The sequence below is a fragment of the Streptomyces sp. NPDC050528 genome, assembly GCF_044457795.1.
Lineage (GTDB): Bacteria > Actinomycetota > Actinomycetes > Streptomycetales > Streptomycetaceae > Streptomyces.
Window position 1 is genome coordinate 126,278 of record NZ_JBITHH010000019.1, and the last position, 14,233, is coordinate 140,510.

The following is a 14,233-nucleotide window of genomic DNA, read 5'->3' on the forward strand; positions in this document are numbered from 1 at the left end:
TGTGGGTGACCGGAAGGGAACGTTGCTCTCACGGGCGGGGGGTGGGCGCGGTGAGGAAGAACGGGGCACCGCCGGCCTGAGCGGACCGACAGCGGTGCCCAGCTCTTCCGCGCCGGGCCTCAGAGAGGCATCGTCAACTGGTGGGTGCTCTGTACGTCACCACAGGTCAGCATCAGGGTCAGGGTCAGGGACCGGGCTTCGGGAGCGGGGCCGGGTTCCAGACTGAGTGAGCCGTCGGTGAACCCGCCTTCCGGGTCGGTCCCGAACGCGCCTCCGCCGTCCAGGTATTCACGCCCGAGGTCGTCGACTCCCTCGACGGAGAAGAAGACCGGCGGCCCTGCCGCATCGAGTGATCCATCCGGATTGTCCCGCCACCTTTCGGGCAGGGCGGGCGTGATGCGGTACGCGACTTCAACCCGTTCCGCGGTCGCGGTGAGGCGACGGACCGCCAGTTCGTGCCGGCCGTTCAGGACAGTGAAGCTCTGGGCGGTGTCGCCCGCACCCTTGCGTTTGCCTTGTGCCATCGTGTGCTCCCGTCGGCCCCTGGCTCAGGTCGTGCCCTTCGTACTCGCCTTGGAGTGCGGGCCGTAGGGCGGGTTGATGGCGTGGTTGTTCACCCAGGCGTTGGGCATGGTGACGGTCACGGCCGCGCCCAGGTTGGCACGTGCCGTGGCGGTCAGCCTGAAGCTCCAGCGGACGGTGCCAGCGGGCGTGCGGTCCCAGTCGACGTTGGCGACACTGTGCTTCCAGACGCCCGTGCACTTCTTGTCGGCCGTCGTGCGCGCGTTGATCTCCGCCGCGCGGCGCGTCACCCGCGCGTAGGTGGCCGCGGTGCTCTCGCCGGCCGGTATGGAGATCAACTCCCCGATGTTGTCGCCGGATTCGAGGCGGTGTACGGAATCGGCGCCGGTTGCGGAGTCGGCCTTGATCGCGGAGTCGGCGCCGTGCGCGGAGTCCGCGCTGGCAGGTGTCATCCCGGCCATCACCAGCGAGGCACCGACGGCGGAGCAGAGCAGGAATGTTCCGCACTTCGTGTCGGGCATGTTCGACCTTCCCCCGTTCGTCCTTGAGCCCGGAACTGGGAACTGGACTCAAGATCAGTACTTGTTGCCGTACGGGAGGAGGCTCTCCGGGGCTCGGCAGGTTCCGGGGCGGACGCCAGGAAGGCGCTAATACCGACCAGCCGCGCGGCCACAGGGAAGCCGTCTCCTGCCCCACGAACTGGGCGGAAGCGGTGGCGGCCGATGGGACTACGCGGCAGCCCATCCCTCGGTGTTCGAGTAGGACTCGTAGGAGTAGCGCGTGCCGCGATCCCACTCCTCACCCGTGATACGGCCGTATGCCTTGTCCGGCACGTAGAGCAGGCTCTCTGCCCAGATGAGGTCTTCGACGTAGGGAGTGAACAGCCGGGGATCGCGGAGCGTGGCTTCGTGGGCTTCACGGCCGGCGGCGACGACGGCCGCGCGGGTGTAGAGAAAGCTGTCGCCCGACAGGCCGTTCCTGTTCCCGTACTCCCTGCGGTCCAGTCGGTAGAGGGCCCAGGAGAGTTGTTCGGCGAAACCGACGACCGTTGCCAGTGGCCCGGTGGAGAGACGGTGGGTCAATGTCGCGGCCAGTTGTTCGGCGTCCGGGTCGGGTGTGGGTGGGGTGCAGTCGTCGATGAGCCGCCAGAAGGTGTCCTCGTTCATGCGCAGAGCATGGCGGAGACCTCTGACAGCGACCTCCCTCACCTGGAACGGGCCCCGCCCACCTCGAACCACAGCACCTTCCCCGCACCCCGGTCCATCACCCCGCCGTCACCGATCGGCAGGCCGCCCCAGGAGGTGGCGTACGCCTGGATGAGGTGGAGCCCGCGGCCGCTGTCGGCGTCGGGTGGGGCGGGCGGGAGTTTTTCGCCGGGCCGCATGTCGAAGGGGGCGGGGACGTGGGGGTTCGAGTCCCAGACGCCGACGCGGAGCCGGCCGTCGCCGAGGGCGGTGAGGCGTAGGGACGCGGGGCCGTGTGTGTGCCGGTAGGCGTTGGTGACGAGTTCGGAGGTCAACAGCTCGACCACGTCCAGGACTTCGGACATCCCGTGCCCGTGGAGGGCGGCCCGTACGGTCATACGTGCGACGCGTGCGGCTCGGGGGTCATGGGGTAGGCGGAGGGCGTACACCCAGGTGGCGGGCGGGGATACGGTGACCATGAAGGCTCCGGGAGGGGGTGGATGCGTGGACTCGGGCACGCTCAACGGCTGCGCCGGGCGGTGGCAGTGCCGGGGGTTCGGTGCGCTTCCGGCTTATGGGCGGGGGCAGTTGGGCGGCGGTACGGGCTCTACAGTAGGACCGAGTGGGAGATAAATCTCCCGAACCTAAGAGATGTACCTGTAATTACCTCGTGTGAGTTACACGCGCGCCGCGTCGCGGCCCGAAGAGGAGGTGCCTTGCCGCCCACCAACAACCCCACCCTGCGCCAACGGCGACTCGGCACCGAGCTGCGCAAACTCCGCGAGCGGGCCGGGCTCAACGTCACTCAGGCCGCCGCCCGCCTGGGCGTCAACCAGGGTCGGGTAAGCATGATCGAGACCGGCCGCAGCGCGCTCAGCGCCGACCGCGTCCGCAGCATGACGCGCTCGTACGACTGCTTCGACGATCAACTGATCGACGCGCTGGCGGAGATGACGGGCAAGCGTTCACGCGGCTGGTGGGAGGAGTACCGCGACAACCTACCCGCCGGCCTCATCGATCTCGCCGAACTGGAGCACCACGCAACGGCGTTGCGCGTAGGGCTGGTCGTCCACATCCCCGCTCTGCTGCAGACCACCGAGCACGCCCGGGCCCTCTCCAAGGAGGCGGTGCCGCCCCTGCGTCAGCACGAGATCGAGCACCGGGTGAGCCATCGCATCAAACGACAGGGCATCCTCTACCGCGAAACTCCGCCCCCTTACGCGGCGGTGATCCACGAGGCGGCCCTGCACATGGGATACGGCGGCCCCGCCACGGTCCGCGGCCAACTCCAACACCTGCTGGACATGAGCGAACTGGACCACGTCACCGTGCGGATCATCCCGTTCGGGAAAGGCTCCTTCCCCGGAACGGGACAACCCATCGACTACCTCATGGGCGCGGTCCCTCAGCTCGACACAGTCCAGTTGGACGCCCACCACGGGTGCGAATTCCTCGACGCCGCCTCGCAGTTGGACAAGTACCGGCACGTCATCGACCGGATGGAGGAGAACGCCTTGAAGCCCGAAGCGTCTCGCGACCTCATCCACCGCATCAGCCAAGACACCTGAGAGAGCCGAACGATGCCCAACCCCGTCTGGCAGAAGTCCACTTACAGCCCCGACGCCTCCAACTGCGTCTACGTCGCCCAGGGCCCCGCCGGTGCCATCCGCCTCCGCGAAAGCGACACCCCCGACACCATCCTCACCACCACAACCGACGGCCTACGGCGCCTGATCGACGCCCTCAAGTCCGCCCAACGAGCAGCTTGACCATGCCCAACCACCCTTGGCGGAAGTCCACCTTCAGCGGTGACGGCTCCAACTGCGTCTACGTGTCTGCCAACCCCACAGGCACCGTCCGCCTCCGCGAAAGCGACATCCCGGACAGCATCCTCGCCACGACAGCCGAAGGCTTCCGGCACCTCATCGACACCCTCAAGCCCCCTTCCGCCGACTCGCCCCACGACTAACCCCGTTGGGCCACAACCGCGGACTCCGCTTGGCGGCGATGTCCTCGATCCACCCGAACGCAAGGATCGCCAGGGCAATCAGCGGCCAGATCAGCAGGAACATCAGGAACGTGTCCGCCTTGTCGAGCAACGACGTCGCCGCGTCGCTCTCCATGAAGGGCAGGTTGTACAGCTGGTCGATGATCGGGACCGTGGCCATGATGAGGAGGTTGTGCCACAAGTAGATCGTGACGGCACGGTTGTTGGAGAGCGTGACCAGCTTGTCCCACTTCGCCAACCGGCCCGGCAATGACTGCCACGACGGTGCGTACTGGAGCAGGATCACCACGATGCCGAAGGACCAGAGCGCCTGGGCCAGTGGGATGTCGTTCAAGTCCCAGCCGTCCGGGCCGAGATGACCCGACGCCCACCACAACCCGAAGCCCATGATCACGGTCGCGCCCGACACCGCGAGGTAACGCGGGACCTTCTTCAGTACGCCCTCGTGGTGCGCGAAGCCCAGGACCCAACAGCCGCCGTACACCGCGAAGTCGGAGACCGCGTTGCCCGTCTCGCCGGGGATCGTGACCAAGCCCGTGCCCACAACTGCCGTCAACGCCAAGGGTGCCAGCAGCGTTGCCCAGGGGACCCTCCTGAACGCCCACAACAACAACGGCGACGCGATCACGAACCACAGATACGCCCGCAAGTACCACAACGGGCCCGCCGCCTGGTCCGCCCACGTGCTCTCCAACAGGCCCGACTCCGAACCCAGATGCTCGGGATACGGCGGCGCGCCGAACGGCACGATGTAGTCGAAGACCTTCGCCGCACCCCACCAAGTGCCGCCCAGATCAGGGTCCTTGAGCGGGTTCCAGCCCATCCCGAACATCATCACCAGCACCAGCGCGCTGAACGCCCAGAGCGGGGGCAGCAGTCGCCGTAGCCGACCCTTGATCACACCCAGCGCGGGACGGTTCAGGGAGCGGGCCATCAGCGAACCCGCCAGGGCGAACATCACACCCATGGAAGGGAACAGCACCGACAGCCACGCCCAGCCGAAGAGGTGGTAGACGACGACCCGGACCAGGGCGATCGAGCGGAGGAGGTCGAGGTAACGGTCCCGGCCGCCGCCCTTGCCCTTTCCCTTCGCCGGTGCCGACTCCGGCGCCAACTCCGGTTCCTGCTGCCGTTGTTGGGGAATGCCGTACGCCGGCGTCGACTCGGGATCCGACCCCGGCCATGACCCCGACCCCGACCCCGGTTCCGGGCTCGTACCCGCCCCGGTCGTATATCCGTGCGTCATGCCACAGTCCTCCGGTCAGTACTGCTACCGCTACCGCTGCGCGCCCCCGGCACCGCACCCCCGGGCGTCCCCACAACCCCCGTCCGCCGCAGCTTCTGCCAGCGCAGGCGGCCTCCGGTGAGCGCGGTGATCCAGGACTGGAGCAGGACGACGTACATGAGTTGGCGGTAGAGGATCTGTTGCAGGGGCAGGGAGACGAGGTGGGTCATGCGTTCGCGGTCGAGGCGGAAGGCGTAGGCCGCGCAGAACGCCTGGATCGCCAACACGCCCAGCCAGGCCAGGAATGTCTTCTCCGTCGGCCCGAACACCAGGCCGTAGAGCAGGAATACGTCGATCAGCGGGGCCAGGATCGGGGCGATCACCATGAAGAGGGCCACCAACGGGAGGCCCACCCTGCCGAAGCGGCCGGACGGGCCCCGGTCCAGCAGCGCACCCCGGTGCTTCCAGATCGCCTGCATCGTGCCGTAGGACCAGCGGTAGCGCTGGGACCACAACTGCTGGACCGTCTCCGGGGCTTCCGTCCACGCCCGCGCCTTCTCGGCGTAGACGACGCGCCAGCCGTCCCGGTGCATCGCCATCGTGATGTCGGTGTCCTCGGCGAGCGTGTCGTCGCTCATGCCGCCGACCCGCTCCAACGCGCTTCTCCTGAAGGCCCCCACGGCGCCCGGGATCGTCGGCATGCAGCGGAGGATGTCGTACATACGGCGGTCGAGGTTGAAGCCCATCACGTACTCGATGTGCTGCCAGGCGCCGATGAGGGAATCCCGGTTGCCCACCTTGGCGTTGCCGGCCACCGCGCCTACGCGCGGGTCGCCGAAGGGCTGGACCAACTCCCGTACGGTGGCCGGTTCGAAGACCGTGTCGCCGTCCATCATGACGACGAGGTCGTAACTCGCGTTCGCCAGACCGCGGTTGAGGGCGGCCGGCTTGCCCGCGTTGACCTGGCGTACGACCCGGACGTTCGGCAGGAACATCGCCTCGACGATTCTCGCCGTACCGTCCGCCGAGCCGTCGTCGATGACGATCACCTCGACCGGATGCTCGCTCGCCATGAGTGAACGGACCGTGTTCTCAATGCACTTGGCCTCGTTGTACGCCGGGACCAGGACCGAGACCGGTTCCGTCACCGGTGGGCCCCAGGCGAAGTTCTTGCGGCGCACCCGGCGGGCGTGGATGCCGGAGAGCAGGAGCATCAGCGCGAAGCGGGCGATGACGAGCGAGCCGGTGATCGCTAGGCCCACCACCAGGACGCCCGTGATGTCGTCCGCGGCCTGGACCAGGAAGATCCACGCCTTGCCCTTCCAGAGGTTGACGCCGGTCACCGGGGTGAGCGCGCTGGGCGCGCCCAGGGCCTCGGTGAGGTTGTCGAACTTGTAGCCCTTGGCCTGCATTTCCGGCAGGAACTTGTCCAGCGCCTCGACCGTCTGGTGGCGGTCGCCGCCGGAGTCGTGCATGAGGACGATCGCGCCCTTGCCGCCGCGCGGGGTGGCATTGCTGATGATCTTCGCGACGCCGGGCTTCTGCCAGTCCTCGCTGTCCGTGTTGTTGACGGCGGTGATGTAGCCGCGGGTGCCGATGTACTGGGTCACCGGCCAGGACAGGTTGTCCATCGCGTCGGCGGAGGACGAGTACGGCGGCCGGAAGAGCGATGTACGGATGCCCGCCGCGCCGGTGATCGCCAGCTGCGTCTGCGACAGCTCCCAGTCGATGCGCTTCTTGGACTGGAAGGAGAGGTCGGGGTGGCTGAACGTGTGCACGCCGACCTCGTTGCCCTCCGCCACGATGCGTTTGACCAGCTCCGGGTAGCGCGAGGTCATGGTGCCGGTGACGAAGAAGACGCCGTGCGCGTGATGCTTCTTCAGCACGTCCAGGACCTTGGGCGTCCAGGTCGGATCGGGGCCGTCGTCGAACGTCAGCACGATGTCGTGGTCCGGAACGTCCAGGCTCGTCGTACGGCCGCTGCGGGTGTCGATGACCGGGCCGCCGTCGAGGATCTTGTCCGGCACCTTGTTGGTCGCCGCCTCGGGGCGGATGCGGTGGTCGGCGAGGATCTCGCTGTGGACGTAGCCGCGCAGCATCAGCATCGCGAGCAGCGCGACGAGAAGCAGCATCGGCAGCAGGAACCGCATGGAGAGGCGCCGCCGCCGGGGATCACGGGAGGCGCGGCGCTCGGCACCGGGCTTCTCCCTCTTCCGGGCACCCGGCTTCTCTGCCTTCCTGGCACCCGGCTTCTCCCCCTTCCCGGCGCCGGGCCCAAATCCCTTCAGGGCGGCCGGAGTTGCTGAGCCCGCCGGAGTTGCTGAACCTGCCGGACTTGCCGGAGTTGCTCCATGACGACCGCCCGGGGCCTGGTGCGTGGCCTTGGGGCGGCGGTTGTGCGATGCCATCAGAGAATGTGCTCCGGGGTCTTGGACGGGGCCGGCGCCGGTTCGGAAGGAGCGGCCGGCCCCTGCGCCACGGGCGACGGGGTGCTCGGCGCGTCGGCGACCGTGCCGGTGCCCGTCGTAGCGCTCGGGCTCGGCGTCGTATCAACCGGCGCGCTCACGCTGGTGGACGGGGACGGATCGGCCGACGGCGGGGCCGAGGACCGCGAGGGCTGCACGACCGGATTGCTCGCGCCGCCCCCCGTCGGCGCCGAAGCGCTCTTGCTGGCGGACACCCCCGGCGACACGGACGCACTCGCCTTACTGCCGGGCTTGGCGGACGCACCGGTCGCCCCGCTCGCACTCACACCCGGCGACGGCGTCGTACCGTCACTCGCGGTCGGAATGTTCCCCGGCGCCACACTGCCGCTGCCCCCGGACGGGTGCCCCGACTCGGCGGGCACCGGCGAGGTGTCGACCTTGCCCGCGGGCGCGTCGTCCTTCTGCCCCGGCACCGGCAGCCACGGCGCGTCCGAACTCCCGGACAGCAACGTGATCACGATGACGACGGCATACACGGCGCACGCGATCCCGACGGCCATACCGAACCGCCGGTACCTACGGCTACGACGCCCGGACTCGTCGACGAAGACGGGCCGATCGGACCCGTCGCCACCGGCACCGGGCTTGCCCCCGGCTTCCCCCAGCGGTGCGGGCCCGTCGAGCTGAACGGTCACCTCGTCGGGATCGGCCGCACCGACCGCTGCTTCCACCGGCGCGCCCCAGGGATCGGCGAGGATTCCCGCGCCGACGGCGGATCCGTCCTTCACGTCCTTGCCGGCGGGCGGCTCGGGCCACCCGGTCCGTATACGACGACCGTCCTTGGCCGTACGACGGCTGTCCTTGCCCGCATGCCGACCATCCGTGCCGCCATGCCGACCGTCCATGCCGATATTTCGACCGACCTTGGCGGCATGCCGGCCGCCCTCCAGAATTTCTGGTCCTCTGGTTCCTCTGGTCTCTCCGGCCGTTCCGGTCGCTTCAGTGTCCGGAAACGCACCCTCGGCCTCTCCGCCTATGACCGGTACGTCTCTGGTCGCGGATGCAGCTTGGGGCCATTCCGGTTGGGCGTCTTCTCGCCACTTTTCCATGCGCACGCACATCCCCCCACGGGACTGTTCCGGGTGCGCAAACGACCCTGAGCACACGCCGCCGAACCGGGCCCCCACCCGGTCCTCGCGCCCCCCTTACCACACCGTGCTCAGGCCCTGAAGGTAGCGCACAGGGGGCTCTTTGTGTGGCGTGATGCGTCATTTTCTCCTTTTTAGCATGTCCACGTCGATGGCCGGAATCCATCCGTTCACCGGCCGACGCAGCCACCCATCGGCCCTGCCGATCTCCACCGCAGCACGTCGAAGCGCATCGAATCCGGGGTGCACCAGCCCCTTTCGCCACACGAGCGACACGGCGGACAACGGCACCGGCTCCACCAACGGCCGCAGCACCGCCCCGGGCATGGCCGGAAAATCCACCACGGCAAGAACCGGCGTCCCCGTCTTCGCCATCACCCGCTCGAACTCCTCTTCGCCTACGGCCATGGGCGCGGGCGCGGCAACATCGATGTCACGCCCGTCGAACAACTGCCGCGCGAGATCCGTCCATTCAGAGGTACGCGGATTCCCGGCCCCGGCGTACACGACCTCCCCCGCGAGCGCGTCGACAGGCACCGCATCGAGCGACGCCAACCGATGCCCCTCCGGCAACAGAACCGCCATCGGCTCGAACCGCACCAGTTGATGATCGAGCCCGGCCCGCACCCCCGCCTCCAACCCGCCGAACCGCCCGAACGACACGTCGAGCCGCCCGGCCATCAACTCCCTTGCTGCACCGGCCAGTCCACTCTCATAGCGGGCCATCAGCTCGTGCTCCGGGGCGAGTTCACGGGCCCGGTGCAGCACGCGACGCCCGGTGAGGACGCCCGGCGAGTTGAGATCGACAAGGAGAGGCCGGGCCAACTCCGCCCGAAACGCGGCAAGCAACTCCTCCTGCGCCCCGAGCACCCGCCGCGCATACGGCACCAGCCGCTCACCGTCCGCCGTCAACGTCACCTGCCGAGTGGTCCGCACAAACAGCTCGACCCCCAACTCCCGCTCCAACCGCCGCACATCACGACTGAGCGCCTGTTGAGCGACGTAGAGCCGGACGGCGGCACGGGTGAAGTGCAGCTCTTCGGCTACGACGAGAAAGGCACGGAGGAGTCGGGGGTCCACGTGGGCCGACGTCGAGGGGGTCGGAGGCGTCGAGGGCAGTGGGGTCGGTGAGGGCATCCGGCGAACTTACAACGCAGGTGCGTGAATCGACGCGGACCAGGTGTTGGACCCGGTGATCCACTCCGGCCGACGCTTACCGCATGCCCCAACACACCACCTACGGCAGCCTGTTCACCATCCCCGGCACTCGGGCCTTCACCGCCGGGAACCTCATCGCCCGCCTCCCCGCAGGCATGTTCAGCGTGAGCGCGGTCGTGATGATCGCCGGTTCAAGGGGTTCGTACGCCCTGGCCGGCGCGGTGACGGCAACGGGGTTGGCGGCGACGGCGCTGACGGGCCCATGGATAGCAAGGCTGACCGACCGCCACGGCCAGTCCCGAACGGCCCTACCAGCAACGGCGGTTGCGGCACTGGGCTCCCTGGCCCTCCTCCTCTGCGTGCACTACGGCGCCCCCAACTGGACCCTGTTCGCCGCCTACACGGCCACCGCGACAACCCCCAACACCGGCGGCATGTCCCGCGCCCGCTGGGCACACCTCCTCGCGGACAACCCCGAGGCCCTCCACACGGCGAACTCCTTCGAACAAGCGGCAGACGAACTGTGCTTCATGCTGGGCCCGGCACTGGCGGCCTTCCTCTGCGGCACGTTCTTCCCGGAGGCAGGCACGCTGGTGGGGGCCGTGCTGTTGATGACAGGCACCCTGATCTTCACGGCCCAACGCAAGACAGAACCCCCAACAAGCCCAGTCCCGGAGGGCGGCCCGCCCTGGCGCGCGCCCGGCATCCCTAGCCTCCTCGCCGGTTTCATGGCGACCGGCGCGGTGTTCGGTTCGATGGAGGTCGCCACGCTCGCGTACGCGAACGCGACCGGTCACCGGGCAGTGGGCGGCGCGGTGTTGGCACTCCAGGCAGCCGGTTCCTGCGCGGCGGGCCTGCTGTACGGCAGGCTGAAACCGAGAGTCCCCGCGGAACACCTCCTGCGGTGGTGCCTGTTGGCCATGAGCCTCTCGATGTCACTCCCCCTGCTGGCGGCTCGCACGTTCGGCTCCCTGACGGCGCTGGCGGTGGCCTTGCTGCTTGCGGGCATGGCAACGGCCCCGACGATGATCACCGCGATGACGCTCGTCCAACACCGCGCCCCTGAAGGCAGATTGAACGAGGGAATGAGCCTGGTGGTGACGGCCTTGCTGACAGGAATCGCATGCGGCTCGGCGGCAGCGGGTTGGACAACGGACCACACCTCGGCAACGGCGGCATTCTGGCTACCGGTTGCGGCAGCAACAAGCGCCCTACTGGTGGGAGTTCAGGGCAGGACAACCCCCTAGGGGCTCGGGGCTGTATCGATTTGCGGCTCCGCCGCGTGGGCGCGACCAGCCCCCACCGAACCCGCACCCACCCACAAACTCATCGAAACGCTTGCCCCAATCCCTGCCGCACCCATTGACGCCCTCACAGCCCCTACATACCTTCCTCCATCGAAGCGCTTCGACGCTCCTCGTCGAATCGATTCGACATCCCATCCGACTCCCCTGGAGGCATTGGATGTTGACGGCACGAAGGCGCGCAACCGCCGCCGCAGTGATCCTGAGTGGATCCCTGCTCCTCTCCTCCTGCGGCGGCAGCGACAACGGCAGCTCCTCGGACAGCAAAACCCTCAAACTCTGGCACTACGAGGGCCCCGACAGCGCGATGGGCGTGGCCTGGAACGAGGCCATCAAGGAGTTCGAGGCCCAACACCCGGGCGTGAAGGTGAAGTTCGAGGAGAAGGGCTTCGAGCAGATCCAGAAGACAGCCCCGATGGTCCTCAACTCCTCGGACGCCCCGGACATCATGGAGTACAACAAGGGCAACGCGACGGCAGGCCTGCTCTCCAAACAAGGCCTGCTCACCGACCTCACCGCCGAGGCAAAGGCGCGCGGCTGGGACAAGAAGATCCCGGCAAGCGTAGGCACGACAGACGTCTACAACCCCAACGGGGTGATGGGCTCCGGCAAGTGGTACGGCGTCACGGACTACGGCGAGTACACGATGGTCTATTACAACAAGGCCCTCTTCAAGAAGTACAAGATCGCCGAACCGAAAACCTTCGACGAACTGACCACCGCACTGGGCGAGTTCAAGGCGAAGGGCATCACCCCGCTCGCCAACGCCGGCGCCGAGTACATCGCCCAGCAGTACCTCTACCAACTCGCCCTGTCGAAGGCCGACCGCGCCTGGGTCGACAAGTACGAGCTGTACAAGGGCAAGACGGACTTCCACGACCCGGCCTGGACCTACGCGGCGACGACGTTCGCCGACTGGGTGAAGAAGGGCTACATCGCCAAGACCTCCAGCTCCACGAAGGCCGAGGACGCCGGCGTCTCCTGGATCCAGGGCAAGGCCCCGATCCTGTTCTCCGGCAGCTGGTGGTACGGCCGCTTCCAGACGGAGGCCAAGTTCGACTGGGACACAAGCCTCTGGCCCGGCTCGAACCTCACCCTCGGCTCCGGCGGCAACATCTGGGTCGTCCCCAAGGGCGCCAAGAACAAGCAACTCGCCTACGACTTCATCGACATCACCCTGTCGAAGAAGATCCAGAACCTGATGGGCAACAAGGGCGGCATCCCGGTCGCGGCCGACACCTCCGCGATCACCGACCCCAAGTCCAAGGAACTCATCGCCAACTTCAACACCGTCTCCGCCCGCGACGGCCTCGCCTTCTACCCGGACTGGCCGGTCCCCGGCTTCTACGACGTCCTCGTCTCCGAGACGCAGAAGCTGATCACGAACAGCGAGAAGCCGGACGCCTACCTCAGCAACTTGCAGAAGGCGTACGACAAGGGCGTCCCGTCGACATGACGGTCACCGTCGAGAAGGACGGCCGGGTGCTCGACAAGCGTGACGCCATGCGGCACCCGGCCCGTCGCCCGCGTAACTCTTACGCCCTCTTCCTCCTCCCCGGCGCCCTCGCCGCCCTAGCCGTGATCGTCATCCCCTTCCTGATGAACACGGCTGTGAGCTTCACGAGTTGGCAGGGCGTCGGCGACCCCAAGTGGACGGGCCTCGCCAACTACCGTGACCTGCTGGACGATGCGGAGTTCTGGGCGTCGTTCCGCCACAGCCTGTTCATGGTCGTGGCGATGGCAGCGATACCCACCGTCGTCGGACTGGTCCTGGCCGCGGCCCTGTTCGACTACATAGCCAAACACTTCGGCACCCGTATCGCCGCGATCCTCCGCGCCTGTTTCTACCTCCCGCAGGTGCTCCCGATCGCGGTCGCCGGCATCGTCTGGAGCTGGATCCTCGCCCCCGACAACGGCTCCCTCAACGCCCTGCTGAAAGCAGTGGGGTTGGGCTCCTGGCAACAGGACTGGCTGGGCGACCCGGACATCGCGCTCTACAGCGTCATGGGCGTCATGGTCTGGGTCCAACTCGGCTTCCCGCTCGTGGTGTTCATGGCCGGCCTGCAACGCGTCGACCCCCAGTTCTACGAGGCGGCCGAGCTCGACGGCGCCGGCTGGTGGCGCCGCTTCTGGCACATCACGCTGCCGCAGATCCGACCCGAGATCTACGTCGTCCTGACCTGGTGCACGATCGCCGCACTCAAGGTGTTCGGCGCGGTGTACGTGCTCACGAAGGGCGGGCCCGGCGGCGCGACCGACGTCCCCTCCTACTTCTCCTTCACCACGTTCTTCGAGAAGACCCAGGTCGGCTACGGAGCCGCGATATCAACGGTGTTGACGGTGATCATCCTGGTCCTCTCCCTCGCCTTCCTTAAATTCCAGACCCGCGCGGAGGACGCCGAGGAAGGAGTTCGCGCATGACGACCGCCCTGCGCCGCTACCCCGTACTGATCGCCCTGTGCATCGCGGCCCTCTTCATGGTCGTCCCGTTCCTGATCGTCCTGGTCAACGCCGTGAAGTCACCGGCCGAGTACTCCGAACACGGCCCCCTCAGCCTCCCGCAGGGCCTCTACCTGGACGGCCTCAAGGACTTCTGGCAGCGCGTCGACTTCGGCCAGAAACTCTTCAACTCGGCTGTGATCAGCGGCTCGGTGGCCCTCCTCGCCGCCGCCCTCTCCGTCCTCAACGCGTACGCGATCGGCATCGGCCGTATCAAGGGCCGCACGTGGGTCCTGGCCTTCTTCGTCCTCGCCAACATGCTGCCGCAGGAGGCGCTGGTCTACCCGATCTACTACCTGAGCAAGCAAGTAGGCCTGTACGACACGAGGTTGAGCGTCATCATCGTCTTCACGGTGATCCAGGCGGCGTTCGGCACGTATCTTCTCTCCTCCGTGCTGGGCCAGTTCCCCCGCGAGATCCTGGAGGCCGCCCGGATCGACGGCGCGAACAAGTGGCAGGTGCTGTGGCGGATCGTGGTCCCGGTCAGCCGCCCCACCATCGGCGTGCTCCTGGTCTTCTTCTTCATCTGGACCTGGAACGAGTTCCTGCTCCCCCTGGTCATGCTGATCTCCAACGACAACCAGACCGTGTCGGTGGCCCTCGGCGTCCTCCAGGGCCAGCGCCTGATGGACGCCACGATGACCAACGCGGCTGCCCTGCTCGGTGTGTTGCCCGCCATCGTCTTCTTCCTCGTCTTCCAGCGGACCCTCACGCGCGGCATCGCCGTGGGTGCCGTCAAGTAGTAAGGGGACCCCCCAC

At 67.6% G+C, this 14,233-nt stretch carries 15 protein-coding genes; 7 read left to right on the top strand and 8 right to left on the bottom strand.

Annotated elements, in window-relative coordinates; all coding sequences use genetic code 11:
• Window positions 1-119: 119 nt before the first annotated feature.
• From ACIBK4_RS45720 to ACIBK4_RS45735, 4 genes are all read right to left on the bottom strand, one after another.
• Window positions 120-524 (bottom strand): hypothetical protein, encoded by a 405-nt coding sequence (locus tag ACIBK4_RS45720; RefSeq protein ID WP_399005266.1) that lies wholly within the window; start codon window positions 522-524, stop codon window positions 120-122.
• Window positions 525-548: 24 nt separating this feature from the next.
• Window positions 549-1,043 carry a hypothetical protein gene (locus tag ACIBK4_RS45725; RefSeq protein ID WP_399005268.1) on the bottom strand — a complete coding sequence of 165 codons (495 nt, stop codon included), beginning with the start codon at window positions 1,041-1,043 and terminating at the stop codon, window positions 549-551.
• A 207-nt stretch (window positions 1,044-1,250) separates the two neighbouring features.
• On the bottom strand, window positions 1,251-1,688 hold the full coding sequence (locus ACIBK4_RS45730; RefSeq protein ID WP_399005270.1) for a DUF4240 domain-containing protein: 438 nt from the start codon (window positions 1,686-1,688) through the stop codon (window positions 1,251-1,253).
• A 38-nt stretch (window positions 1,689-1,726) separates the two neighbouring features.
• On the bottom strand, window positions 1,727-2,185 hold the full coding sequence (locus ACIBK4_RS45735; RefSeq protein ID WP_399005272.1) for an ATP-binding protein: 459 nt from the start codon (window positions 2,183-2,185) through the stop codon (window positions 1,727-1,729).
• Window positions 2,186-2,422: 237 nt separating this feature from the next.
• Between ACIBK4_RS45735 and ACIBK4_RS45740 the strand changes: the two genes are divergently transcribed.
• From ACIBK4_RS45740 to ACIBK4_RS45750, 3 genes are read left to right on the top strand one after another with little or no spacing between them, the layout of a single operon-like run.
• A complete protein-coding gene (locus ACIBK4_RS45740; RefSeq protein WP_399005274.1) occupies window positions 2,423-3,274 on the top strand; it encodes a helix-turn-helix domain-containing protein in 852 nt (283 codons plus the stop codon).
• Window positions 3,275-3,286: 12 nt separating this feature from the next.
• Window positions 3,287-3,475: a DUF397 domain-containing protein gene (locus tag ACIBK4_RS45745; protein ID WP_399005276.1), complete on the top strand. Its 189-nt coding sequence runs from the start codon at window positions 3,287-3,289 to the stop codon at window positions 3,473-3,475.
• 2 nt (window positions 3,476-3,477) lie between these two features.
• Entirely contained in the window at window positions 3,478-3,675 is a 198-nt protein-coding gene (locus tag ACIBK4_RS45750; RefSeq protein WP_399005278.1) for a DUF397 domain-containing protein, read from the top strand.
• Here the strand turns inward: ACIBK4_RS45750 and ACIBK4_RS45755 are convergent.
• The 4 genes from ACIBK4_RS45755 to ACIBK4_RS45770 form a co-directional block, all read right to left on the bottom strand.
• The gene (locus ACIBK4_RS45755; protein WP_399005280.1) at window positions 3,641-4,960 is read right to left on the bottom strand and encodes an acyltransferase; all 1,320 of its coding nucleotides are present in this window, start codon (window positions 4,958-4,960) and stop codon (window positions 3,641-3,643) included. The two genes, ACIBK4_RS45750 and ACIBK4_RS45755, sit on opposite strands and share 35 nt — an antisense overlap.
• Window positions 4,957-7,089, bottom strand: a complete 2,133-nt coding sequence (locus ACIBK4_RS45760; RefSeq protein ID WP_399005392.1) for a bifunctional polysaccharide deacetylase/glycosyltransferase family 2 protein — start codon at window positions 7,087-7,089, stop codon at window positions 4,957-4,959. Before ACIBK4_RS45760 ends, ACIBK4_RS45755 begins: the two co-directional genes overlap by 4 nt.
• 257 nt (window positions 7,090-7,346) lie before the next feature.
• Complete coding sequence (locus tag ACIBK4_RS45765; RefSeq protein ID WP_399005282.1) at window positions 7,347-8,270, bottom strand: hypothetical protein; 924 nt, start codon at window positions 8,268-8,270, stop codon at window positions 7,347-7,349.
• A gap of 363 nt (window positions 8,271-8,633) precedes the next feature.
• Window positions 8,634-9,650, bottom strand: a complete 1,017-nt coding sequence (locus tag ACIBK4_RS45770; RefSeq protein WP_399005284.1) for a LysR family transcriptional regulator — start codon at window positions 9,648-9,650, stop codon at window positions 8,634-8,636.
• A gap of 83 nt (window positions 9,651-9,733) precedes the next feature.
• On the opposite strand from ACIBK4_RS45770, the gene ACIBK4_RS45775 reads away from it, so the two are divergent.
• The 4 genes from ACIBK4_RS45775 (at window position 9,734) to ACIBK4_RS45790 (ending at window position 14,217) form a co-directional block, all read left to right on the top strand.
• Window positions 9,734-10,918: an MFS transporter gene (locus ACIBK4_RS45775; RefSeq protein WP_399005286.1), complete on the top strand. Its 1,185-nt coding sequence runs from the start codon at window positions 9,734-9,736 to the stop codon at window positions 10,916-10,918.
• 217 nt (window positions 10,919-11,135) lie between these two features.
• The gene (locus ACIBK4_RS45780; protein WP_399005288.1) at window positions 11,136-12,431 is read left to right on the top strand and encodes an extracellular solute-binding protein; all 1,296 of its coding nucleotides are present in this window, start codon (window positions 11,136-11,138) and stop codon (window positions 12,429-12,431) included.
• Entirely contained in the window at window positions 12,428-13,396 is a 969-nt protein-coding gene (locus ACIBK4_RS45785; RefSeq protein WP_399005290.1) for a carbohydrate ABC transporter permease, read from the top strand. Before ACIBK4_RS45780 ends, ACIBK4_RS45785 begins: the two co-directional genes overlap by 4 nt.
• Window positions 13,393-14,217 (top strand): carbohydrate ABC transporter permease, encoded by an 825-nt coding sequence (locus ACIBK4_RS45790; RefSeq protein WP_399005292.1) that lies wholly within the window; start codon window positions 13,393-13,395, stop codon window positions 14,215-14,217. Before ACIBK4_RS45785 ends, ACIBK4_RS45790 begins: the two co-directional genes overlap by 4 nt.
• Window positions 14,218-14,233 lie beyond the last annotated feature (16 nt).

Excerpts from the sequence above, each read along its gene's own strand:
- ACIBK4_RS45720 (WP_399005266.1), bottom strand. The coding sequence starts at position 524 with ATGGCACAAGGCAAACGCAAGGGTGCGGGCGACACCGCCCAGAGCTTC.
- ACIBK4_RS45725 (WP_399005268.1), bottom strand. The coding sequence starts at position 1,043 with ATGCCCGACACGAAGTGCGGAACATTCCTGCTCTGCTCCGCCGTCGGT.
- ACIBK4_RS45730 (WP_399005270.1), bottom strand. The coding sequence starts at position 1,688 with ATGAACGAGGACACCTTCTGGCGGCTCATCGACGACTGCACCCCACCC.
- ACIBK4_RS45735 (WP_399005272.1), bottom strand. The coding sequence starts at position 2,185 with ATGGTCACCGTATCCCCGCCCGCCACCTGGGTGTACGCCCTCCGCCTA.
- ACIBK4_RS45745 (WP_399005276.1), top strand. The coding sequence starts at position 3,287 with ATGCCCAACCCCGTCTGGCAGAAGTCCACTTACAGCCCCGACGCCTCC.
- ACIBK4_RS45750 (WP_399005278.1), top strand. The coding sequence starts at position 3,478 with ATGCCCAACCACCCTTGGCGGAAGTCCACCTTCAGCGGTGACGGCTCC.
- ACIBK4_RS45755 (WP_399005280.1), bottom strand. The coding sequence starts at position 4,960 with ATGACGCACGGATATACGACCGGGGCGGGTACGAGCCCGGAACCGGGG.
- ACIBK4_RS45760 (WP_399005392.1), bottom strand. The coding sequence starts at position 7,089 with ATGCGGTTCCTGCTGCCGATGCTGCTTCTCGTCGCGCTGCTCGCGATG.
- ACIBK4_RS45765 (WP_399005282.1), bottom strand. The coding sequence starts at position 8,270 with ATGGACGGTCGGCATGGCGGCACGGATGGTCGGCATGCGGGCAAGGAC.
- ACIBK4_RS45770 (WP_399005284.1), bottom strand. The coding sequence starts at position 9,650 with ATGCCCTCACCGACCCCACTGCCCTCGACGCCTCCGACCCCCTCGACG.
- ACIBK4_RS45775 (WP_399005286.1), top strand. The coding sequence starts at position 9,734 with ATGCCCCAACACACCACCTACGGCAGCCTGTTCACCATCCCCGGCACT.
- ACIBK4_RS45780 (WP_399005288.1), top strand. The coding sequence starts at position 11,136 with ATGTTGACGGCACGAAGGCGCGCAACCGCCGCCGCAGTGATCCTGAGT.
- ACIBK4_RS45785 (WP_399005290.1), top strand. The coding sequence starts at position 12,428 with ATGACGGTCACCGTCGAGAAGGACGGCCGGGTGCTCGACAAGCGTGAC.
- ACIBK4_RS45790 (WP_399005292.1), top strand. The coding sequence starts at position 13,393 with ATGACGACCGCCCTGCGCCGCTACCCCGTACTGATCGCCCTGTGCATC.